Consider the following 23,946-nt stretch of genomic DNA (forward strand, 5'->3'; position numbering starts at 1 on the left):
AACTGATAAACGCAAAAATCGTGATTAAAGTGCCAATTCCGCATCACTGAGCAGATTCGCCTGCAACCATCTCACCCCCCAGGCAACGCCAAATCCGGTGACTTCGGTTGCTACCGCCCCCAAACCGTCAGTACACCGACTGGATGATAAATCCATATGCAGCCAGGGCGTATCTTCCACGAAACGGTTGAGGAAACGCGCTGCCAGTATATGGTCGGCCTCGCCTTCCAGAGTACATTGTTTGATGTCGGCTATTTTCGAATCCAGTGCCGGCTCGTAATCGGCATCCATCGGAAACGTGCACAACCGTTCCCCGCTCGTCTTGCCCGCTGCTAACGCCGTAACCAGCAATTCTTCACGATTTCCCAGAATGCCGCTATAACGCGCACCCAGGGCCGTCGCCATACTGCCGGTCAGCGTGGCAAAATCCACCATCACATCCGGCTTGGCGCGTGCGGCCATGGTCAAGGTATCCGCCAGCACCATGCGGCCTTCAGCGTCGGTATGCACTATTTCTATCGTGGTGCCATTCAAGGCAGCTACCACATCATTCTGTTTGTATGCCGCCGGGCTAATGTGATTCTGCGCAACAGCCAGCCATACATCGAGATTGACGGGCAAATCCTGTTCCGTTGCGGCAACCAATATTCCCAGGGCGACAGCCGAACCGTTCATATCTTCATGCATGCCTTGCATATAACGGGCAGGCTTAAGGTTATGACCACCGGTGTCAAAGCAGATACCTTTGCCAACCAGCGCTACGGTTTGGCGCGCATCGGGATGCCGGCGCCGCAAATGCACTACTGCGGCATCGTCATCCGCACTCCCCTGCGCCACTGCAACGAATGCCCCTGCACCGAGTTTGCGTAATTTTTTCATATCATATTCGGTATGTTTCCAGCCATGCGTTTTGGCCAGTTGCGCGATACGTTCACGATATAAGGCGGGGGTAAGCTGATTGGGTGGCGTATTCGTCAAATTGCGACACAGCCAGTTACCCGAAGCAATAGCCTGTTCAGTTGCGTATGCATCAACTGACTCATAACCGAACAGACGTAATTTTTGTAATGACTTCACCGGGTTCTTGGTCTTGGATGTCGGCAACACCGCTCCGTTGATCCAAGCTACATAGGCGGCCTGCCGCGCGGCATGGGATCGAAAAGCATCGCTGCCACTGACTGCGATGGCAATTTCATCGGGTGTTTCTACCAGCAGCACAGCCAATGCTCGACGCAACAATGCATGCTGCTCAAACGTACTGGCTTTAACATCCAGCATCACCCATACCATCAAACCGCCTTGCTTGGTCTCGATTGCCAGAGGCGTTTTCGCCAATTCACTCACCTGCTGCTGGCGACGGCTTAACCCTGCCGTGACGCGCGCCAGATTAGGCAAATCAGTCACGTGCGGCTAAGCAGTTGCACTGGGAATGATGACAAGAACATGACGATTCTTATCCAGTTGGGCTTCAGAAATCTGTTTTTTGGTTTCAATCAGTTTCGCTAACATATCTTCACCATCAATATATTAAGAATAGGGACTGCTACGGGGCCAAGGTATTTTGAGTGGTTTCTTTGACCTGACACTAGCTTTGTCAGATAATAGCAGAGTTTGCGCTATCTTAAATTCTGGTTTTTGCAAGGAAGACACACAATGACATTGGACGACAAAAAGCGCGTGTTGCGCGAAATGGTGCTACATCGCCGCTTTGAAGAGCGCTGCTATCAGGCTTATATTGAACGTAAAATCGGTGGTTTCCTCCACCTTTACCCAGGCCAGGAAGCCTGCTGTAACGGCGTAATGGAAGCTGCTCGCCCAGGTCACGATTATGTGATCACCGGCTATCGCGATCACGTCCACGCGATCAAATGTGGTACTGACCCCAAAGTGGTCATGGCCGAACTCTACGGCAAGGAAACCGGTTGCTCCAAAGGCCGCGGTGGTTCCATGCACATATTCGACGTAGCACACCGCTTCATGGGTGGTTACGCACTGGTTGGCGGTCCATTCCCGCTTGCAGCGGGCATCGCCAAAGGCATACAACTTAAAGGTGGCGACGAGATTGCTATTTGTTTCCTGGGTGATGCGGCCAACAACCAAGGCGTATTCCACGAAACACTGAACATGGCTAAAGTCTGGAACCTGCCGGTATTATTCGTTTGCGAAAACAATCAATATGGTATCGGCACTGCTATTCACCGCTCAACTGCCGTGCTTGATCAATATAAGCGCGCCTGCGCCTATAACATCGAAGCTGCACAGTGTGACGGTCAGGACATCGACATCGTCTACGAGCATGCTAAAACCGCTGTCGATTTCGTACGTAGCGGCAAAGGCCCTTACTTCCTGGAATTAATGACTTATCGCTATCGCGGTCACTCCATGTCCGACTCCCGCGGTTATCGCAGTCGCGAAGAAGAAGAAGAATGGAAGCTGCGCGACCCGCTCAACATTTTGCGCGACCGTCTGATTGCTGCTGGTGAGATGACCATGGCTGAATACACTCAAATCGAAAAAACCACTGATGACTACATCGAAAATGAAGTCATCAAGTTCTCAGAAGAGTCACCAGAACCCGATGTGGCCGATCTGGAAAAATACGTATTGGCATAAACGCAGTGGCAATCGCCTGATGATTGCCTAAACGGATTAAAGAATTAAAGGAATGAAACATGGCTGAAATAATGTACTGGGAAGGTCTTCGCCGTGCCCATGATGAAGAAATGGCACGCGACCCCCTCGTTATCTGTATGGGTGAAGACATTGGCGTGGCTGGCGGCACCTATAAAGCCACCAAGGACCTATACGAAAAATATGGTGAAAAGCGCGTCATGGACACCCCGATCTCCGAAGGCGGCTACACCGGGCTTGGTATCGGCGCATCTTTCGTTGGCATACGCCCTATTATTGAAATCATGTCAGTGAATTTCGCATGGCTGGCGATGGACCAAATGTTCAACTCCGCCGCCAAAGTACGCTACATGTCCGGCGGTCAGCTTACCGCCCCTTGCGTATTCCGCTCTGCTGGCGGTACCGCACACCAACTGGGTGCGCAGCACTCCGCGCGTATGGAAAAAGTATTCATGGGTGTAGCAGGATTGCGCGTGGTCACGCCTTCCAACCCTAAACAGGCTTATGGCTTGTTAAAATCCGCTGTGCGCAGTGATGATCCGGTATTCATCTACGAACACGAACTCATGTACAACATGAAGGGTGAAGTACCTGATGAAGAGTATTTTCATCCATTAGAAGGTTCTGAAGTCACCCGCAGCGGTACGGATGTGACCCTGTTCGGTTATAACATTTCCGTGCATTGGTGCTTGAAAGCCGCAGAAATTCTAGACAAGCAATATGGCATTTCTGCTGAAGTCGTCGATTTGTACTCACTCGCACCACTGGATCGTGCCGGTATTAAAAAATCAATCAGCAAAACACACCGTGCTGTGATTGCCGAAGAAGATGAAGCACCGGTTGGCGTAGGTTCAGAAATCATCGCCATCATCAATGAAGAATGTTTCTTTGAGCTGGATGCTGCCCCTGTGCGCGTCCACTCAGCATTAGTGCCACAGCCATACAACCATAAACTGGAATTGGCGGCGATCCCTGATCATGAAGACGTGGTCAATGCTGTGCTCAAGTTATTTGGCAAAGCCTAATCACCCTCCACTGTTTCATACGTACCCGCCAGTCTGTACTAAACTGCTGACTGGCGGCAACGATTCAAGGAATTAAGCATGTCTGCACATTACGTCATTACCATGCCACAACTCTCTGACACCATGACCGAAGGGGTTGTGGTTACATGGGAGAAACAAATCGGCGATAGAGTCGAACGCGGCGATATCGTCGCCACAGTAGAAACCGACAAAGCCATCATGGACGTCGAAGTATTCAAAGCTGGCTACCTTGCCGGTCCGCTCACGGAAGTCGGCGCTACTGTGCCTGTTTCCGGCGCCATGGGTTATATCACTGACACTCAAGGCGATTTGAATATCGCCACAGATGAAGTCGTCACCGAAGTCGCACCTACCGAGATGATCCCGCATCACTCCGGTATTGCGATTGTCATGCCGCAGCTGTCAGATACCATGACCGAAGGCATCGTGGTCACTTGGGAAAAACAAATCGGCGACGCGATTAAACGCGGTGACATTGTTGCCACGGTAGAAACCGACAAAGCCATTATGGATGTCGAAGTATTCCAGGAAGGCTTTTTGTCCGGCCCACTCGCCGGTGTAGGCAGCACTATTGAAGTCGCACACCCTATGGCGTTTATCGTCGCGGATGCTGCACAAGTAAGCGACACCGAAGTTACGCTGTCCAGCGCACATAAAGTAGTTGAAGCGCATCACCAGAAAGACAAAACAGTTATTTCGTCGGCAGCTCCATCTGCTTCTGCACCCGCTACTGTCAACCACCCAGGCGCAGCACCTGCACCTCGCCCTAACGGACGGCAAGCTAGCCCTTACGCACGCAAAATGGCTGGTCAAATGGGTGTAAACCTGAGCAATTTAAATGGCACCGGCCCTAACGGCGTCATTGTTGCCCAGGATGTGGCGCAAGCCCGCCCAAGTATGAAAGAGGTAGCGCATTCCTTACCACAGGTCGAAGTACCGGGTATAGGTCGCGCCATGAGCTCCATGGAAAAAGCTGTCGCTCATTCCATGACCGCAGCACTCACCTTGCCAACGTTTGATGTCACGTTCAACATCAAGCCTGAAAAACTCATTGCCGCAGCTAAGGCACGTAAAGTATCTGTCACTGTTGCGATAGCCAAAGCCTGCTCTATGGCTATGCTCAAACACCCGACACTCAACAATTGCTACCAGCCGGTAGACAAGATTGTCGAGCGTAGCGAGCATAATTTCGGTATCGCCGTAGCCGCAGATGGTGGTGGTCTGGTAGTGCCTATCTTGCGCAGTATCGAACAGAAATCGCTGGAAGAGTTACAGGCCGCCTGGTCTGACCTCATGCCACGTGCACGCACCCGCAAGCTGGCACCTGCTGAGTATGCCAACCCGACTTTCACCATTTCCAACATGGGCATGTTCGGGGTCACCCATTTCACCGCCATCCCGACACCGGGCATTGCCGCTATCATGGCCATTGCTGCAACCGGCGCAGATGGCATGCCAGTCAACATTACTGCTGACCACCGCGTGGTCAATGGTGCTCACGTTGCGGCCTATCTGGCTGATCTCAAACAAATCATTGAGAATCCGGAAAGCTGGATGAACACCACGCCAACCTCCCCTATCCCGGATGGTGACTGGGACTTCCCGGTAATCGTCATTGGCGGTGGACCTGGTGGTGAAGATTGTGCACGCGATCTGATTGAACATGGCGTTAAAGTCGCCATGATTAATAATGCACCGTTGCCGGGTGGTGAATGCCTGTGGCGTGGCTGCATCCCTTCCAAAGCATGGCGTCATGGCGCAGATTTGATCCGCGACCGCGCCCACGATGCTGAAAAAGGCGTGAGCGGCACCAATCAGGCCAAACTCGACTGGGCAACACTGGAACAGCACCGCAAGAGCATCCTGCAAACACGTGGCGAACTTGCGCTGAAGACTGATAAAGGCGTCAAAATCGACGTGCGCGAAGGGTTTGCATCGTTTATTGATGAGCACACCATGCACATCCAGCCACCACAAGGCGAAGCGTACACACTGCGTTTTGGTGCTGCAGTCATCGCTACCGGTGCACCTCCCTTCGTTCCGCCAATTCCTGGCGCTATGGATGGATTGACCAGTGGCGGCGTAATCACTTCCGACACCATCTGGAATCTGCCAGCCCCACCCAAAAAAATGGCAATCATTGGTGGTGGCGTCATCGGTGTCGAAATGGCGCAGATATTCCGCGATTTCGGTACCGAAATCCTTATGCTGGAAGCCAAAGATCGCATTCTGGCTGAAGTAGAAGATGAAATCGCCAAGCAACTCGTAGAAATTCTGAAACAGGAATTCAGCGTCGTCACCAGCGCCAAAATCAACCAGATCAGCGGCAATGTTGGCGCCATGAACGTGGCCTATGCAGACAGTGAAGGCAATGCTCAACAATTTGCCTGCGATTATGTATTGATGGCAACCGGTAAGCGTCCTGACACCAGCAAGCTGAATCTGGCTTCTGCAGGGGTACAACTAGACGGCGCGGCCATCAAAGTTGACAACCGTGGTCGCAGCAGCGTGCCACACATCTACGCAGTGGGTGACGTTATCGGCGGCTACATGCTGGCACACACCGCAGCTACGCAAGGGCGTGTCGCTGCCAGCAACCTGCTGGGCGAGGATCATCAGTACAATCAGGATCTGGATTGCGGCGTGACCTTCAGCCGTCCACAAGCTGGTTTCGTGGGTCTTTCAACTACGCAAGCCAAAGCTCGTGGTATAGATGCAGTCGAAGCTAAAATGCCGATGAGCATAGATGCAAAAGCCATGATCACTGGCGAGACGCATGGCATGATTAAACTGGTTGCCGACAAGGCTACCAACAAGATCATTGGTGTGCATTTCCTCACTGAGCATACTGACACCCTGATTGGCGAAGCGGTAATGATGGTATCCGCCGGCATGACCCTGAAACAGGTCGCGCAGGCGATACATCCTCACCCTACCCAAACTGAATTATTCGGCGAACTGGCCCGGCGTTTGATGTCACGCCTGCGACGTACTGCCAAGAAATAACCAGTAGTCAATTGCAACCATAAAAATCGCCATGCCATCATGGCGATTTTTATTTTATCGGCCATAAGCTAGAATATATAAATGTACTCATTACTTCGCCCCTTGTTTTTCCAACTGGATGCTGAAAAGGCGCACCATGCCGGTCTTGCCGCATTAAATACCGCTTATAAACTTGGTCTGATGCCGCTGATTGCACAACCCGTTACGGGCACTCCGGTAGAAGTAATGGGCATAAAATTTCCTAACGCAGTGGGACTTGCTGCCGGATTAGATAAGAATGGTGCCTGTATAGACGCACTGGCGGCGTTAGGATTCGGTTTTATCGAAATCGGCACGGTCACGCCTCGCCCCCAACCCGGCAATCCCAAACCACGACTGTTCCGCATACCCGAAGCCCAGGCCATCATCAACCGTATGGGTTTCAACAATGACGGCGTAGAACAACTCATTCGTAATGTGCAAAATGCCAGTTTCAAGGGCGTTCTGGGGATTAACATCGGCAAGAATTTTGACACGCCGATAGAACGTGCCGCAGATGATTATCTAACGTGCTTAACAGCCGTTTATCCTCACGCCAGTTATGTCACCGTCAATATTTCCTCACCTAATACCAAGAACCTGCGGGATCTGCAATCGGCTGACGCATTATCTGATTTATTGGGAAAGCTGAAAGCTAAACAAACGCGGCTAACGGATCAGCATGGCCGCTATGTACCTATTGCACTTAAAATTGCCCCTGATCTGGATAACGAGCAACTGGCGGATATCGCACGCCTGCTCAGACAACATCGTTTCGATGCGGTCATCGCGACCAATACTACTTTATCTCGTCAAGGCGTCAGCGATCTCAAGCATGGCAACGAAACCGGTGGATTATCCGGCGCTCCAGTTCGACAGGCTGCAACACGGGTGATCACCGACCTTGCTGTTGCACTGGCTAACGAAGTGCCTATTATCGGTGTTGGCGGCATCTTGAATGGTCAGCACGCGCAGGAAAAGATTAGCGCCGGCGCAAGTCTGGTACAAATTTATACCGGCCTGATTTATCGTGGCCCGGCACTGATACGCGAATGCGTGCTAGCTTTAAAGTAATTCACCGTCACTTCATACTGCTGATACTGCTGGTCAGTAGCCACGCCTACGCGGCAGCGCTGCCCAGCTTTCAACAGGTACGCAACCAGTATCATTCCAGTTTTGCCACGCTCCTTGATCGAAATGGCGAAGCCATACAAACGCTACAGCTTGATACCAGCGCACAGCGCCTGCCATGGGTAACATTACAAGAACTATCGCCGGCGATGCAAGAAGCGCTGCTAGTTTCGGAAGATCACCGTTTTTTTCAGCACCAGGGTGTAGATTGGCGTGCAATGGCAAGCGCCGCATGGGAAAACCTGGTGCACAACACACACCGTGGCGCCTCCACCCTGACCATGCAACTAATGGGACTCCTCGAACCGTCATTGACCCGTGGCACAGGTGGTCGCACTTATCTGCAAAAATGGCAACAAATTGGCGCTGCACGCAAATTGGAAAAGCACTGGAGCAAAGCGCAAATTCTGGAGGCGTATTTAAATCTGGTTGATTTCAAATCCAATCTGTACGGCATCAACGCAGCAACAGCCGCATTATTTAACAAGTCACCAGCAACCATAAATCCCGCCGAAGCAAGCATACTCGCTGCATTATTACGTGGACCCAACGCAAAACCAAGGATTGTAGCCGAACGTGCCTGCGGCGTTGCCGCACTGTTACACCCGCCACGCCCCAATTGCGCTGACATTACCGCACTCAGCCTGCAGCAACTGCATGCACACCCTAAAGTCGGCTTCGCTACCGCCATCGCACCCGAAGTGGCACAACAATTACTGCACACACCGGCCCAGCGCGTCATCACCAGCCTGGATGCCCAACTGCAAAAAATCGTATTATCCAGTTTGCAAAAGGATGCCAGTCACGCGGCTTCGGCAGCAGTCATACTGGATAACAGCACCGCTGAAATCCTGGCATACTCGAATTCTGATGCTACTAAACCTAACAACATCATAGTCCCGCATCCTGCCAGTACGATATTACAGCCATTCATTTATGAGTTGGCAATCGAACAGAAACGGCTCACCGCCGCAACACTACTGGACAATACACCGGTGCCTATCGCTGCCAGCACCCCTTTCCCGGATTACATGGTCGACACACCCGGCCATGACTGGGTAAGCACACGTACTGCACTCAGCACTGGACTTGCCGCCCCGGCACTGCGTGCTCAAGCTTTATTATCACCGACGGATTATGCTGAACGCTTGCGCCATTTGGGACTGAATCCAACCAGCCAATACTCTACGTTGCTCAACATCGCCAACGCTTACCAGACCTTAGCCAATAATGGCCAATATCAGCCTGCCAGTTTTCATGTAGCCGGACTGAATAAACCGCAACGCATCATGCCCGCAAAAGCCGCTGCCATCATTAGCAGCATCCTGGCTAACCAGGATATAAAAGATGGTTTCTATTTAAATGATGTAGATAATTATTATGCTTTGGCCAGTCGTCCTCAATATGCCGTTGGTTATACGGCCAATTACACAATCGCCGTCTGGATCGAAAATTCAGCCACATTGAATGCGGCTGATATTTGGCAACGTATTACCGCTGATATCACCCGCCTGCATCCTAGCCATCCACCCAAGCTGCCCAATAACCTGATGATACAGAACGTGCAATTCAACCCACCTGTTGAGCCTCCCCGCCCGGAATTATTCTTGCCGGGCACAGAACAATCCACGTTTTCCCCACCGTCCTATCAGAAACCTGAATTATTTAGTCAGCCAATTGACAGCAATATGTCATTAAACTATCCCAATCAGTAACAATCCCTGCGTCATGGTTGAAAAATCACCCTAAGCAACGGATAATCCTAACTCTCACATCGATACTTTTAACATGGATATCCAAAGCTACTTATTGATTCTGGTCGGTACGGTTTTCGTCAACAACATCATCATGGCGAAAATACTCGGACTGTGCCCATTTATGGGTGTCTCCAAGAGTTTGGAAACGGCAATCGGCATGGGTGCGGCCACCACATTTGTACTGACCCTCGCATCGGGTTCCAGCTATCTCATTAATCAATACCTGCTCGGACCTGATTTAGGCTATTTGCGCACCTTGTCATTCATAGTCGTGATTGCCGGCATTGTCGGCTTTACTGAAATGTTTGTACGCAAAACCAGCCCGGTTTTATTCCGTGTACTCGGTATTTACCTGCCGTTAATTACTACCAACTGCGCTGTCCTGGGCATACCCCTGCTTAATGTGCAAGCGCAACATAATTTTATTCAGTCGTTATTTTTTGGCTTTGGCGGTGCATTAGGCTTCTCCATGGTGCTGATTCTGTTCGCCGGCTTACGTGAACGGCTGGATGGTGCTGATATTCCGGTGGCATTTCGCGGTACCAGTATCGCCATGATTACTGCAGGATTAATGAGTCTGGCATTTATGGGCTTTGCCGGAATGGTGAAATAGAGTGCTGTCTGCTATTTTAATCATGGCCGGTCTTGCGGTGTTTCTGGGTGCAGCATTAGGATTTGCAGCTGTTAAATTCAAGGTTCAGGAAGATCCCATCGTCGAGAAAATCGATGCGATACTGCCACAAACCCAGTGCGGCCAGTGTGGCTTTCCCGGCTGCAAGCCATATGCCGAAGCGATGGCTGCAGGCACAGCAGATATCAACCAGTGCCCACCTGGCGGTGAAGACGGCATCCGCAAGCTTGCTGATTTGCTTGGCGTTGAATTCAAACCGCTGAATGCCGAACATGGCGAACCAAAACCAAAGTCCGTCGCGATTATCGACGAAGCCGTGTGTATCGGTTGTACATTATGCATCCAGGCCTGCCCGGTAGATGCCATTCTTGGTGCCGCAAAACAGATGCACACTGTCATCGCCAAAGAATGCACCGGCTGCGAACTGTGTATTGCCCCCTGCCCCGTTGACTGCATCATCATGCAACCAATCAGTGAAAACGTAACCACCTGGAAATGGAAATACCCCGTGATTGAATTGAGGCCAACATGAGTCGCCAAATCTATTCATTTCATGGCGGCGTACACCCCGAAGAAAACAAACAGATTTCAACGCAACATCCTATTGCGATCGCGCCTGTTCCCAGCCGCATTATTGTTCCTGTACACCAGCACATAGGCCAGCCAGCCAAACCGTGCGTCGCAGTGGGTGACCAAGTGCTTAAAGGGCAAATCATTGCCGAAGCGGAGGGATATATTTCCGTTGCCGCACATGCGCCTACCTCTGGCGTAGTGACCGCCATTGCCCCTCACCCTGTCCCGCACCCATCGGGCTTAAGCGACATATGCATCCATATCACCCCCGATGGTCAGGATCTGTGGACAGAACGCAAACCAATCGATTATCGCAACCTGAATGCCAGCGCCCTGCGTAACCGGTTACGCGACATGGGAATTGCCGGCCTGGGCGGCGCAGTTTTTCCGACATTCATCAAACTCAATCCCGGCGTACCGCAAAAGGTTCAAACCCTGCTGCTCAATGGCGGTGAATGTGAACCCTGGATTACCTGCGACGACATGACCATGCGTGAACACGCCGCTGAGATTTTGCAGGGCGCTGCTATCATGCGCTTCATGCTGCGCGCTGAATCCGTGTTAGTCGGAATTGAAGACAACAAACCGCAGGCAATTGCTGCGATGCAACAAGCCGCCACCCAATGCGACTTTCCGATCGAAATCATCACCATCCCTACCCTCTATCCGGGTGGTGGCGCCAAACAGATGATCAAGACTGTCACCGGGCAGGAAGTTCCATCCGGCGGGCGCTCCACGGATGTCGGCGTAGCCACTTTCAATATCGGTACCGCGCTTGCCATACATCGTGCAGTAAATCACGGCGAGCCCCTAATTTCGCGTGTCGTGACAGTGACAGGGAATGTCGGCCAGGCACAGAACTTTGAAGCACTGATCGGCACACCTATCAATGAACTGGTGGCTTTGACGGGTAACAGCGTTGACCCAGTCACTGGATACCTGATGGGTGGCCCAATGATGGGTATCGAGCTCGCCCAGATTATTGATGTGCCGATGGTTAAAGCCACCAACTGCATACTCGTTAAATCCGCCAAACTATTCCCGCCGCCACCGCCTGCTATGCCATGCATACGCTGCACTCGATGTGCCGATGCCTGTCCGGCGGATTTACAACCGCAAGAGCTATTCTGGTTCGCCCGCAGCAAAGATTTTGACCGCGCCCAGAAATACCGGTTATTTGATTGCATTGAATGCGGCTGCTGCAGTTATGTGTGCCCTAGCCACATCCCACTGGTGCAATATTACCGCTACGCCAAGAGTGAAATATCCGCCAAGCAAAAAGATCAGGAAGCGGCTGATCATGCGCGTGAACGCCATGAAACTCGGATAGCGCGTATCGAACGTGAGAAGCAGGAACGTGCCGATAAACTGGCACAAAAAGCCGCATCCAAACCGGCTGCTGAATCCGCAACGGATGACCCTGCCGCTGCAGCCAAGAAAGCAGCAATTCAAGCTGCCATTGAACGTGCCAAAGCTGCCAAAGCCGAAAGCGATGTAACCGCCGCACCTACTGAATAAACGAATACTATGCTCTCTTCCCCTTACATCAGCGAAAAAACCAGCGTTTCCATCATTATGCTCAAAGTGATGCTGGCACTGGTACCCGCTATCGCTGCCTATGTCTGGTATTTTGGCCCGGCCATACTCATCAGCCTGACCATTGCGAGCGTGACTGCGTTAGGGTTGGAAACCATTGCAGTTAAACTGCGCGGACTGCCAGCCAAACCTTTCCTCATGGATGGCAGCGCACTGGTGACAGCCTGGCTGCTTGCTTTGTCGATTCCCTCTATCGCCCCGTGGTGGCTGATTGTAGTGGGCACTTTCTTCGCCATAGTCGTCGCCAAACATCTGTATGGCGGGCTAGGCAATAACCTGTTCAATCCGGCCATGGTTGGTTATGCGGTGCTCATCATCTCTTTCCCGGTGCAAATGACGCACTGGGCAGCCCCGTATTCGCTTGCCGGTGAGCATTTAGGCTTACTGGATGCATTCAATTACATAGTTAGCGGTGTATTGCCTGATGGCTGGAAACTTGATGCGATCAGCACCGCCACACCTTTAGATACCATACGCACTCAATTGCAATTGCATCGCACTGTCACAGAAATTAGCCAAATGCCGATATTCGGCAGTATTGGCGGACAAGGCAGCGAAATTATCGCCCTGCTGTTCCTCGCCGGCGGTGTGTATTTATGGCTGACCCGTATCATCACCTGGCACATACCGGTCGCTTTCCTCGGTGCACTCACCCTGATTTCCGGATTATTTTATTTGTATAACCCCGGGCAGTATGCATCGCCATGGTTTCACCTGGCGACCGGCGGAGCCATGCTAGGCGCCTTCTTTATCGCGACTGACCCAGTCTCCGGCGCAACTACCCCCAAAGGCAAACTCATCTTTGGCGCTGGCATAGGCGCACTAACCTACCTGATCCGGGCGCTGGGTGGCTATCCAGATGGCGTAGCATTTGCCGTCCTGCTCATGAACATCACCGTCCCCCTGATTGACGCATATACCCAGCCACCTGTGTATGGGCATAAAGGGAACAAGAAATGAAAACGCTAGCACGCACAGCAGCAAAAGCTGCTGGCATATTATTGGCATTTACCATCGTATTTACCGGCATACTTGCCTATACCTATGACATTACGCATCAGGCCATCCAGCATAATGAAGATGATGCACGACGTAAATTAGTAGCGGATACGCTGCCGCTACATAGTTTCAATAACGACTTGCTCGGCAACCAGATCACACTGCCGGCTGATCCATTGCTTGGCACAGAAAGCCCAGGACTGGCATGGCAGGCACGCCAGAATGGTCAGCCTGTGGCCGTAGTGCTGGAAGCCACCGCACCCGATGGCTACAGCGGAAAGATTAATATGCTGATCGGTGTAACCGCCGATGGAACATTATCCGGAGTTCGTGTGGTTTCGCATAAAGAAACCCCCGGTTTGGGCGACTACATTGAACTGGCCAAAAGTGAGTGGATTCATTTATTTGACGGGAAGTCACTGACACAACCCGATGAAACAGGCTGGAAAGTCAAAAAGGACGGTGGCCAGTTTGACTACATGGCAGGTGCGACAATTACCCCGCGCGCTGTCATCAAAGCCGTTCATCATGCGTTAAAATACGTAGACTTACATCGCAATGAACTTTTCGCTGCCCATGCAGGAGGCAAACCATGAACCAATACCGCGAGATTATTATCAATGGCCTGTGGAAACAGAACCCGGGCGTGGTGCAACTGCTTGGACTGTGCCCGCTGTTAGCGATCAGCAACAACATCGTTAATGCCGTCGGTTTGGGTATCGCCACCACCTTGGTCATGGCGTTCAGTAATGGCGCTGTATCGGCTATTCGCGATTGGGTGTCGCATGAAATCCGTATCCCGGTATTCATTCTGATCATTGCCGCATTAGTCACTGTCATCGACATGGCAATGAATGCGTTCATCCACCCCCTGTATCTGGTTCTAGGCATTTTTGTGCCACTGATTGTAACCAATTGCATCGTACTGGCTCGCACCGAAGCATTTGCCGCCAAAAATCCGGTACTGCCGGCCATGCTGGATGGCTTCATGATGGGTTTGGGTGTCACGCTAGTGCTTACCCTGCTGGGTGCATTACGCGAACTGGTTGGCAAAGGCACATTATTATCCGGTATCGATCTGGCTTTTGGCGCCAGCGCAAAAGCATGGGTCATCCATGTCATTCCCGATTACAACGGATTCCTGATCGCTATCCTGCCACCAGGCGCATTTTTCGGCCTGGGCTTACTGATCGCCCTGCGCAACTGGTGGGTGCAACGCGCTGAGCGCCAACCAGCCACTATCCCGAACATGACAGCTGCCACCAGCATGTCATAACTTGACCCGCACCCGGTAACTCAACACGATACTACTTTCAGCCGGGATACGCACCAGCCACAATGCCGTATCTGCTGATGCCTTACTGTGAGCCACCGACTCACTGACTATCTGCCAATCCCCCGGGATAGGCTCGTAAACCTTCACCGTTACTGCTTCAGATTTGGCATTCTTCAGCGTGATTTGGTAAGCGGATTCATAAATATAATTATTGCGTCCGCCGCTCACCTTCTGGAAATCCGTTTGCTTCTTTTCCGCATACACATCAAAAGCATCGCCCAACTTCAGCCGTACGGTATCATTCCTGGCAGTATGATCCAGCGTATCTTCACCGACAAACTGGGCGTTGCCTGCACTGTCTTTCTTGTATAAACGCATCACCCCTTTTGGCAATGGCACGCCCAATCCTGCGCCTTTGTTCTCAAATTCAATATATACCCCTGCTTTTAATTTTTTCCCCAGATCACCGTAACTTCCCTGGTAATAATATCCGGCACCACGTAATTCCAACGATTTTTTAACAGGAACCTGCGGTGCAGATAACAATGCCACCTGCTTGGTTTGCTGATCGCCCAGCGTCGTAGTGCGCCCCAGGCTATACAAATGATATTCAAACAAGTTTTCCTGTGCCATAGGCGCTTCAGCCGCTTTTGCCATCAACACCGCACCGCGCATGGCCATTTCCGGACGTAAACTGTCGCTTACCCGATTGACATCTCCAGCTACAAACTGCAATTTTGCATTGGGATAACTAACTCCACTCTGATTGGTTAAGGTCACCCAGGCGTTAACATCCATCCTGTCTTCGTTAGCCGATAGCTCAGCGACATAATCGGCACGCCACGACAAGCCCCCGGTCAGATAGGACAGCTCCAGACTGGATACACCCGCCCTGGCATTGGCAAACGCCATCACGAGCGTAGGCCGGTCACGCAGGTTATCCGGCACACTGGCAAACGCCAGCCTCCCCGGCACTCCGGTTTCAATCCGATCAGCAAATTTCAATACCACCCCGGCATTTGCCGCCAGCACCGTGGCAGTCTCACGCACCTCAGCACCCGTTGCAGGATTGGTTTTAATCACCGTAACGACATTACCCACATTTTTCTCTAATAACTTCTGTGGCGTCAGCACATCAAAATCGAAATTCTGCTCCAGCAGGCGCATACCACTCGCCTCATTCAGATTACGCAACAGCGCAGTTTCAGGCCGGATTCTTGCTGATACATCGCGCCAGGCCAGGCGATTCAAATCAGCCGCCAGCGTCACCTTGCGCTGATCCTTAACCAGCGCCAGATCATCGTTGTATATCGTCAGCGCCAACTCACGCTGATCGGCCTGAGTAGTCATTTTCTCCTCCGGCATCGCCGCCTGTACGGCCACACCCCACATCATAAGGCTCAAGCCTAACCATTTCTTATTCATAGCGCCCCTCCAGACATACTGGCTCCACTAAAACATCCACACCTGCCGTCGGGCATATCGCCGCCGCAGGAATCGCCTCCCCACGCCGCCAGGCAGCAACTGCATTGTGTTTTCCTGCACCGGTTACCAGAAACAGCACACGCCGCGCATTGTTCAACCTGCGCACACTTAAACTCACCCTGTCTGCAGGTGGCTTAGGCGCGTTGCTCACCGCAACCACATCAGCGACAGCATGCACATCAATCTGCCCCGGGAACAGACTTGCCGTATGACCATCTTCACCCAAGCCCAGCAACACCAGGTCAAATTCTCCGACATCGCGTAACTGCATTTCATAATCCGCAACTGCCGCAACCGCTCCCAGTTCCGCATGCATCACATGAATCTGACCAGTCGGAATCAGACTGTCGTGCAACCATACCGTGTTCGCCATCTGACTATTACGCTCCCCATCATCCAACGGCAAACAACGCTCATCGCCAAACCAGATATGCCAGCCAGACCAATCCGATTGCTGCAACGCGATCTGCTCATACAGCACGCGCGGCGTATTACCACCTGCCAACACCAGATGAAATGCACCTCGATCACGCAATGACTGCTCTGCAGCCGACATAACCAAACGCAGGGCATCATCAACCACTTTTTCAGTAACAAGCCAACGTGTTGATCCCGCACACTTATTATTCACACTCGCCTCCACCACATATCCCCACACAAACAGATTAACATTTTTTACCTATTCAATCTTGACCGCAAGGCCGATTCTTGGCATAATCTCACCTCGTTGCGAAACACAGCTCGCAACACAATTCCCTGATAGCTCAGTCGGTAGAGCGACGGACTGTTAATCCGCAGGTCCCTGGTTCGAGTCCAGGTCGGGGAGCCAGAACTATGAACGGCCACTAGAAATAGTGGCCGTTTTCATTTAACGCTTTTCATCTCATAATTTTAAACGCTATTCACTTTCAGATTTCAACTCGCAGTAAATTCCATTTATTTTATGCCCACGCTGCAACTGTGTAAGAATAATGTAAGTATACTGTGATATTTTAATATTCTGATAAAGGCAAACCTGCGCGAAAGCTAGGGACGCAAAGTTTTCGGTCTAACGGGTGAACCCCCAGGATAGCGAGACAGCCGGATTGATATCCATTGGATATCCCGCTTGCACTTCACCTCTCTCCCTGTTGTTCTCTATCCCGACGGCTTAACAAAATTCTTGTTTCTCAACTGAGATACAAGCTTGCTGTATTCAGTCAGCAAATTTTAAGGGATGCAATGCTAAACAATTAAATTCGGTTTACATGAAACGGGACTTTCGCGGCTTGCGGGGTTACCCATTGAAACACAACACCACCGCTGCGGAATCAATTCCATATGCACTGGCAAAAACATCACGGGTTAAAGGGATAATTATGCAAATAAATACGGATACAGCAGACTCAACTGGATATGAGTTCCTTGCGTTTACATTGGGTGCCGAAGAATATGGTATCGACATTCTGAAAGTGCAAGAAATTCGCGGCTATGAGAGCCCGACACGCATTGCAAATGCACCTGAGTTTATTAAAGGTGTCATCAATCTGCGTGGCCTGATTGTGCCCATCGTGGATATGCGCATTAAATTCAATTTGGGTGCAGCCAATTACGACAATTTAACCGTTGTAATTATTTTAAATATTAGCGGCCGCGTTGTTGGCATGGTGGTTGATAGCGTGTCAGACGTTATCACGCTCAATCCGGAACAAATCAAACCCGCCCCTGCCCTGACCAGCGTTCTGGATACCGGCTATCTCATAGGGTTAGGAACGGTAGATCAGCGCATGCTGATTTTGGTGGATATTGATAAATTGATGTCCAGTAATGAAATTGGAATATTGGACAAGATCGCTGCCTGATAACCTCATACCCCTAAATAAGGATAACGCTTCATGTTTACCAGCATTAGTATTAAATCACGTTTGATCATTACCTTTTCATTGCTGACCTTATTGCTTATTATCATTGGCGGCATGGGGATTTACACATCGGCTGACAATGTCAGACAGATCAAAAACCTTAGCATTAAAGATAAAGCCGCTGAAGCTGATGTGGTAAGGCTCAAATACCGCATGGAAGAACAGCGCAGTCAATTGTTGCTGGCCTTGCAACACGACCCCAATCTGGCCACAGCAAAACTCCATGACCACCCTATTTCCAGACATCTGGAAAAAATAGCCATCGCCCAAAAGAAGCTGCAGGAAATCCTAAAGCGCTATCAGCCTCGGGATGCCGAAGAAAAGAAACTGATGGATACCTGGGAAACAGATACCCACCATTTTGCAATCGACAGCATCAATCAGGTATCTGCGGCCATTAATGCCAATCAATGGGAACAAGCTGCAACCATGATGGAGAAAGATGTCACCTCGGTTTATACCAAAGGGCAGGAAGACTCGCGGCTATTGGCTGAGTTTCTTGCACAGCGCGTCGTTCTGGATAACGCAATGGTGGAGTCAAGCAGCACGCGAATGACTTACATCATGATTACTATCATTGTGCTCGCCAGTGTATTCGCGATTACTATGGGCTTGATGATTATTCGTAGCATTACCATCCCCCTCAATCAGGCGGTTGAACTCGCACGACGTGTTGCAGATGGTGATCTGCGGGCTAGCGTTAGGGTAACGCAGCACGATGAAATAGGCACCTTGTTAACTGCGCTGCAAGAGATGAACACTAATTTATCGCACATCGTGGGTGAAGTCCGTGTCGGCACTGAGACCATATCCTCAGCTTCAGGCCAAATCGCAACAGGGAATCTGGATTTGTCCAATCGCACCGAAGCACAAGCCGGCTCGCTGGAAGAAACCGCCTCTGCAATGGAAGAGCTTACTTCTACAGTCCGGCAGAATGCCGACAATGCACGCCAGGCCAATCAATTAGCCGTGTCTGCTTCGGAAGTCGCGGTAAAGGGTGGTGATGTTGTTTCACAAGTCGTTACTACCATGGGCACTATCAACGCATCTGCCCGTAAAATTGTCGACATTATCGGTGTCATCGAGGGCATTGCCTTCCAGACCAATATTCTGGCATTGAACGCTGCTGTCGAGGCAGCGCGAGCAGGCGAACAAGGCCGTGGCTTTGCTGTCGTCGCGACAGAGGTACGCAGCCTTGCCCAGCGTAGCGCCGCAGCGGCCAAAGAAATTAAATTATTAATTGATGATTCTGTTGAAAAAATTGAGATCGGCAACAAACAAGCCGGTCAAGCCGGCACCACCATGACAGAGGTTGTTTCCAGCGTGCAGAGAGTGACCGACATCATGACCGAGATCAGCGCAGCTAGCCGTGAGCAAAGTCAAGGTATTGATGAGATCAATCGCGCCATTACCCAGATGGACGAATCTACCCAGCAAAATGCCGCCTTGGTGGAAGAAGCTGCCGCTGCCGCTAAATCAATGCAGGATCAAGCCGGGCATCTGGAAAAGTTGGTCAACAAGTTTCAAATCGATGAGGTGCGCCGGCATCCACAGCATGCACATAGTCCCATGAAAACTTTTTCAAACCAAGGGCCTGCAAAACCCGTTTTTAAAGTTGCCAATACCCCATTGCCAAATTCACACAGGAAACTGGCAACCAAGGTCTCAAATGATGCGGACTGGGAAGAGTTTTAATCATTCGCTCGCTACTCTGATAGTTATATAAAAATGGATATGCGCCTTAGTGCATATCCATGGTTAACAAACCCTCACTTCCTAGCCTCTGATGAAACCAGGCTCCCGATTAAATAGCAAATGCACCATCATCAAACGCTGCTGCATAAATTCGTCAATCTCGTTCAGTCTGGATGCCGCATAGCTCTGCAACATCACCCAGGATGGCGGCATCCTTCCAGAAGGAAAGTAAGGCCGACTATCAGTACCAGCTTGCCCTCAGCAGAGTGAGCCGTTCCAGTAATGCCCTCAACCGATAGCGCAGTCATCGGCTTAATCACCAGATCTGCCGTTCCGTCCACCGCTGCTACAGCCAGTATATAGGGCTGCGGTGCAGCAATAACCACCCCGACACGCTCATCAGCCGGGGTATATCCCAGCACACTGGCCAGGGATAGCACGGGTAACGGCAATCCTTGATCATGGAATACTGGTGAGCCCGCCACAGACATAAGGTTCTCAGGCAGTTCAACCACCCGCTGTACGACTCCCATAGGCATACCCAGTACGGCATCCGCAGTGCTTACCAGCATGGTTGGCACAATGGACAGCTCGATAGGCAGGCGAATCGAGAAGCGTGTGCCCCGACCTAATGCTGAATCGATATAAATCGATCCGCGATGTTTTTCGACTGCCGTTTTGACAACGTCCATGCCGACACCACGGCCGGAAACGCTAGATGCAACTTCCTTGGTGGAAAAGCCAGGCAAAAACACCAGTTGAAACGCAGCTTCATCTGTCTGGGCAGCAGACTCATGAATAAGCCCCTTGGCAATCGCTTTGTCGCGCAACACTTGCGGGTTCATGCCCTTACCATCATCCGTCAGTTCAATGATGACGCTATTGGCCTCTTGCCAGGCTTTCAGGGAAATAACCGATTTAGCTGATTTCCCTGCTGCGACACGCTCCGCAGGCATCTCGATACCATGATCCAATGAGTTGCGCAGCATATGCACCAAAGGATCATAGAGACTATCGACAACCACCCTATCGACTTCAGTATCCGCACCCTCAATATTCAAATCGACTTCTTTGCCAAGATCTTTGGCGAGTTCACGCACGAGGCGCGGAAATTTCTGGAACAGTCGACCAACTGGCTGCATCCGCGTCGCCAAAGTCGCGCGCTGCAACTCAGCCGAATAGCGTGAGGCACGGCCCAGCGTTTCTGCCAGTTTTTCCATCAAACCTGAAGCAGCTTCCTCGAACTTGAATTGCTGTAGCTTTTCCAGCAATACGCTAGCCTGATTAGCCGCCTGCATTGACTCTCCAGCCACTTCAAGTAACGCATCAAGCTTAACCGCATCAACCCGGATACTGTCTTCTTTAACAGGTGCGGTAACTTTCGCTTCTTTATTACCTTCACCCCGCCTATCCACACCATCCCAGGATTTCTGGGCGGCAGTTTCCACCGGAGCAGTCGACGCATCGGCCACAGTACTCGCCGCAATAGTGCCTTCCGGGACGACTGCACGATATAACGCATCCCAATCAACACCGTCGGAAACAGCATCCGTATTAGCAGCAGGGGCGGCAACAGGAGGAGCTTCACCTGATGCAGACTTCCCTTCTATTGCGTCAGTCAGAATTTTTTCCAGAGAAGTAGGCATTGCAGCCAAACTGTCAGGCGCAGCGCCATTGGCAAGCTGACTAAGCTGGTCTTCCACAAATCCACTTGCCTGCAGCGCCGCCTCTATCGCCAATGGTGTCACTGGAATCTGGCTGGTTCTTAATGCGTCGAACAGATTTTCTGTTAAGTGACAGGCAGATACCATCGCGGGCAAGCCCATGAAACCAGCCCCGCCCTTAATCGTGTGAAATGACCTGAATACGCCATTCAGGGTATCCATATCTTCAGGATTTCGCTCCAGAACCAGCAAGAGCGACTCCACATTTGTTGCGAGATCCAATGCCTCGACAACAAAATCTTTAAGCATATCGTCCATTAGAACCCCAGATCTGCCAGTAAGTCGTCCACATCATCTTGCGCCATTGCAGTTGCCGGGCCAGATGGACCTGCCATTAAATCAACGGGTTTTTCTTTCTCTTTTTCCTTCTCTTTTTCCTTGAATTCAGCTGGTGCGTTGTCACGCAGCAACTGGGCAAGCTCGATCTCCAGCCGCTGGGAAATCGCAACCACTTTCTTAATAATCTGGCCGGTAATATCCTGGAAATCCTGCGCCATCATGATATCCATCAAGCGTGCTTTTTCAGCTTCTGTCGCCGTAGCGACCTTGGCAGCAAATGCCTTGGAATTTCCTGCTAACGCTTTGAATTCTTCTATGCTCAGCTTGCCAGCGAACAACTGTTCCCAATTGGCTTCTAACGCTTGAGCATTTTTAAAAAGCTCATCCTGCTTTGGCATACCCTCATCAATTGCATTCAGCACTTTATTCGCTGCCTGCTCAGTGAGCGTAGCCACATATTCAAGTCGACTTTTTGAATCCGTAATCTCTTCCGCAACAGCCGCAAGAGAACGATCATAACCCAATTCATTCAATGAGTTATGCAACTGCCTGACTATACCCCCCAGCCGGTCAAACATCGGCTTATCCGCCTGATTTTCATGGGGTACATCCGTCATTTCAGAAGCGAGCACTGCCCCAGTCGTAGCGCCCGGTTGTGTGACCATATCGCCAGATTGCGCAGAAACCGCATCAAACAATGCTTCAAGATCGTCATCAGCGTCGGTAGTTTTTCCTGCAGAAGATACTGTTTCAACAACTGTGACTGGCTGCGTGGCTTGCGCAGATACTTCATCAAACAATGCTTCCAAATCGTCATCGGCGTTGCTCATAATCCATGCTTCTCCATAATTTTTCGAATGCTTCACCTGGGATGGTGGTGGTAACAGGTATTGAAATTTAGTTTTGTGTCATAAAAGCTAGGCGCTGTAATGTTTTTCCCGCGAGGCTTTATTTTTATCGCCATTTATACGAGAAGGTGTTTCAGTGTGACATCTGCAATGATTTGCCGCAACAATTCATACATTTTTAGTTATAAATTTATAATCATAAATGAAATATTTTGCCTAACTATCCTACCAGATTGTACTGACAAGCTAAAAGCAAAGTAATACATTCATATGCAGAACCCATATATTTAAACAGGAAACGAAGTTCATTACACGCCCGCCTGGCGCCTAGTGCCTGCGCTGATATAGCCCGATCAGAGCCGCATGACCAAGCACATGGCTTTCCATAGCATGTTCCAGCATCGTTTTGGTGGGGTTTTTCAAATCTGGCAGCAGTAGATCTAACGCAAAAATTTTATGGAAATAGCGATGAATGCCGATTGGAGGACACGGCCCACTATAGCCAGTGCGTTGCCAGTCATTCAAGCCCTGCAATGTACCCGGCGGCAGGTCGTTCACAGAAAGCCCCTCAGCCAGGCGTTTAGTGCCTACGGGAATATTGTATAACACTCAATGCACCCAGGTTCTCTGTGGTGCAGCTGGATCGGGTGCATCCGGATCGTCCACAATCAACGCCAGACTTTGTGTACCCTCAGGCAGCTCTGACCAGGAAAGTGGCGGCGATACATTCTGAGCATCGCAGGTATAACGTGCCGGAATCATACTATTGGGTAGAAAAACTTCAGAAGTGATAGTCAGCGACATAACAAAGCCCCTCCTTTGAACAGCAGACGAACCAGTTATGCTTGCACCCATAGCATTAGTGCTGGCTGCCAGCAGCAGTCCAGCCACATGGCATAAATGTCGCCAGAAACTTCGTAGTGATCACTGATATTGTGACTGGCGCGCTGTCGTGACTGAAACACACAGTTGAGAGTCATCCGGTATTTCTTGTCAGTATAGGCACCTGCATCGCATAACACTTCGCCGAGATGAATAGCGTACGCATATCCCCTTCCAGATCAGTTTGCTTCTCCACATAATTTTTAGCAAATTCACCCAGACTAGGGCAGGTCAACGCTGATAAAACACGAGGCGATCGTAACAACAGCTTAACCTTAAATGGGTTGCCTAAATTTAACTCGCGTCCATCCCAGAAATTAATAGTGATCGGCAAAATCAGATAGCGCAATTTCCGTTCTACCAGATTTAACATATGAGTACGTAACATCACAGATCCACCTCAAAAATAACCTCACGGTGCGGCACCAGATAGCCACCCGTACTCACAAGTAGCAATAACACTGGTGA

The 23,946-nt window shown here is 50.8% G+C and carries 19 protein-coding genes, 1 tRNA gene, 1 pseudogene and 1 riboswitch; of the genes and pseudogenes, 14 read left to right on the forward strand and 7 right to left on the reverse strand.

The features are described from left to right. Nucleotides 1-24: 24 nt before the first annotated feature. Nucleotides 25-1,404 carry a M17 family metallopeptidase gene (locus tag EJE49_RS13010; RefSeq protein ID WP_306308191.1) on the reverse strand — a complete coding sequence of 460 codons (1,380 nt, stop codon included), beginning with the start codon at nucleotides 1,402-1,404 and terminating at the stop codon, nucleotides 25-27. A gap of 249 nt (nucleotides 1,405-1,653) precedes the next feature. Here EJE49_RS13010 and pdhA point away from each other — a divergent pair, with 249 nt between their 5' ends. The 11 genes from pdhA to EJE49_RS13065 all read left to right on the forward strand — a co-directional run bounded on the left by pdhA (nucleotide 1,654) and on the right by EJE49_RS13065 (nucleotide 14,664). Further along, on the forward strand, nucleotides 1,654-2,613 hold the full coding sequence (gene pdhA, locus EJE49_RS13015; RefSeq protein ID WP_124951524.1) for a pyruvate dehydrogenase (acetyl-transferring) E1 component subunit alpha: 960 nt from the start codon (nucleotides 1,654-1,656) through the stop codon (nucleotides 2,611-2,613). 59 nt (nucleotides 2,614-2,672) lie between these two features. Next, nucleotides 2,673-3,656: an alpha-ketoacid dehydrogenase subunit beta gene (locus tag EJE49_RS13020; protein ID WP_124951526.1), complete on the forward strand. Its 984-nt coding sequence runs from the start codon at nucleotides 2,673-2,675 to the stop codon at nucleotides 3,654-3,656. Between the two features lie 78 nt (nucleotides 3,657-3,734). After that, entirely contained in the window at nucleotides 3,735-6,683 is a 2,949-nt protein-coding gene (locus EJE49_RS13025; RefSeq protein ID WP_124951528.1) for an FAD-dependent oxidoreductase, read from the forward strand. Between the two features lie 81 nt (nucleotides 6,684-6,764). Then, entirely contained in the window at nucleotides 6,765-7,775 is a 1,011-nt protein-coding gene (locus tag EJE49_RS13030; protein WP_124951530.1) for a quinone-dependent dihydroorotate dehydrogenase, read from the forward strand. Next, entirely contained in the window at nucleotides 7,754-9,547 is a 1,794-nt protein-coding gene (locus EJE49_RS13035) for a transglycosylase domain-containing protein (RefSeq protein ID WP_124951532.1), read from the forward strand. The genes EJE49_RS13030 and EJE49_RS13035 overlap by 22 nt, the downstream gene beginning before the upstream one ends. A 79-nt stretch (nucleotides 9,548-9,626) precedes the next feature. Then, nucleotides 9,627-10,202 (forward strand): electron transport complex subunit RsxA, encoded by a 576-nt coding sequence (gene rsxA / locus EJE49_RS13040; protein WP_124951903.1) that lies wholly within the window; start codon nucleotides 9,627-9,629, stop codon nucleotides 10,200-10,202. A 1-nt stretch (nucleotide 10,203) separates the two neighbouring features. After that, the gene (gene rsxB, locus EJE49_RS13045; protein WP_124951534.1) at nucleotides 10,204-10,752 is read left to right on the forward strand and encodes an electron transport complex subunit RsxB; all 549 of its coding nucleotides are present in this window, start codon (nucleotides 10,204-10,206) and stop codon (nucleotides 10,750-10,752) included. Next, a complete protein-coding gene (gene rsxC, locus EJE49_RS13050; RefSeq protein ID WP_124951536.1) occupies nucleotides 10,749-12,311 on the forward strand; it encodes an electron transport complex subunit RsxC in 1,563 nt (520 codons plus the stop codon). The genes rsxB and rsxC overlap by 4 nt, the downstream gene beginning before the upstream one ends. A gap of 9 nt (nucleotides 12,312-12,320) precedes the next feature. Beyond that, a complete protein-coding gene (gene rsxD, locus EJE49_RS13055) occupies nucleotides 12,321-13,349 on the forward strand; it encodes an electron transport complex subunit RsxD (protein WP_124951538.1) in 1,029 nt (342 codons plus the stop codon). Then, nucleotides 13,346-13,984 (forward strand): electron transport complex subunit RsxG, encoded by a 639-nt coding sequence (rsxG, locus tag EJE49_RS13060; RefSeq protein ID WP_124951540.1) that lies wholly within the window; start codon nucleotides 13,346-13,348, stop codon nucleotides 13,982-13,984. Before rsxD ends, rsxG begins: the two co-directional genes overlap by 4 nt. Beyond that, a complete protein-coding gene (locus EJE49_RS13065; protein ID WP_124951542.1) occupies nucleotides 13,981-14,664 on the forward strand; it encodes an electron transport complex subunit E in 684 nt (227 codons plus the stop codon). Before rsxG ends, EJE49_RS13065 begins: the two co-directional genes overlap by 4 nt. On the opposite strand, the gene EJE49_RS13070 is transcribed toward EJE49_RS13065, so the two are convergent. Further along, a complete protein-coding gene (locus EJE49_RS13070) occupies nucleotides 14,659-16,089 on the reverse strand; it encodes a DUF4139 domain-containing protein (protein ID WP_189941916.1) in 1,431 nt (476 codons plus the stop codon). The genes EJE49_RS13065 and EJE49_RS13070 overlap by 6 nt on opposite strands. Further along, nucleotides 16,082-16,780 carry a 6-phosphogluconolactonase gene (pgl, locus tag EJE49_RS13075; protein WP_223246960.1) on the reverse strand — a complete coding sequence of 233 codons (699 nt, stop codon included), beginning with the start codon at nucleotides 16,778-16,780 and terminating at the stop codon, nucleotides 16,082-16,084. The genes EJE49_RS13070 and pgl overlap by 8 nt, the downstream gene beginning before the upstream one ends. A gap of 122 nt (nucleotides 16,781-16,902) precedes the next feature. On the opposite strand from pgl, the gene EJE49_RS13080 reads away from it, so the two are divergent. From EJE49_RS13080 to EJE49_RS14300, 3 genes are all read left to right on the forward strand, one after another. Beyond that, a tRNA-Asn gene (locus tag EJE49_RS13080) sits at nucleotides 16,903-16,978 on the forward strand. 169 nt (nucleotides 16,979-17,147) lie between these two features. Continuing rightward, nucleotides 17,148-17,234: riboswitch (cyclic di-GMP riboswitch) on the forward strand. Nucleotides 17,235-17,507: 273 nt separating this feature from the next. Beyond that, complete coding sequence (locus EJE49_RS13085) at nucleotides 17,508-17,990, forward strand: chemotaxis protein CheW (protein WP_124951544.1); 483 nt, start codon at nucleotides 17,508-17,510, stop codon at nucleotides 17,988-17,990. 33 nt (nucleotides 17,991-18,023) lie between these two features. Next, nucleotides 18,024-19,745 carry a methyl-accepting chemotaxis protein gene (locus EJE49_RS14300; protein WP_124951546.1) on the forward strand — a complete coding sequence of 574 codons (1,722 nt, stop codon included), beginning with the start codon at nucleotides 18,024-18,026 and terminating at the stop codon, nucleotides 19,743-19,745. A gap of 194 nt (nucleotides 19,746-19,939) precedes the next feature. Here EJE49_RS14300 and EJE49_RS13095 read toward each other — a convergent pair whose 3' ends face one another. The 4 genes and pseudogenes from EJE49_RS13095 to EJE49_RS13110 form a co-directional block, all read right to left on the reverse strand. Continuing rightward, nucleotides 19,940-21,727 (reverse strand): chemotaxis protein CheA, encoded by a 1,788-nt coding sequence (locus EJE49_RS13095; protein WP_124951548.1) that lies wholly within the window; start codon nucleotides 21,725-21,727, stop codon nucleotides 19,940-19,942. Next, nucleotides 21,727-22,578, reverse strand: a complete 852-nt coding sequence (locus tag EJE49_RS13100) for a protein phosphatase CheZ (protein ID WP_124951550.1) — start codon at nucleotides 22,576-22,578, stop codon at nucleotides 21,727-21,729. The genes EJE49_RS13095 and EJE49_RS13100 overlap by 1 nt, the downstream gene beginning before the upstream one ends. Before the next feature lie 345 nt (nucleotides 22,579-22,923). Next, nucleotides 22,924-23,451 (reverse strand): annotated as a pseudogene (locus EJE49_RS13105) (YbhB/YbcL family Raf kinase inhibitor-like protein). Nucleotides 23,452-23,572: 121 nt separating this feature from the next. Then, complete coding sequence (locus EJE49_RS13110) at nucleotides 23,573-23,866, reverse strand: DUF7884 domain-containing protein (protein WP_124951552.1); 294 nt, start codon at nucleotides 23,864-23,866, stop codon at nucleotides 23,573-23,575. Nucleotides 23,867-23,946 lie beyond the last annotated feature (80 nt).

The sequence above is a fragment of the Sulfuriferula thiophila genome (genome assembly GCF_003864975.1).
Classification (GTDB): domain Bacteria; phylum Pseudomonadota; class Gammaproteobacteria; order Burkholderiales; family Sulfuriferulaceae; genus Sulfuriferula; species Sulfuriferula thiophila.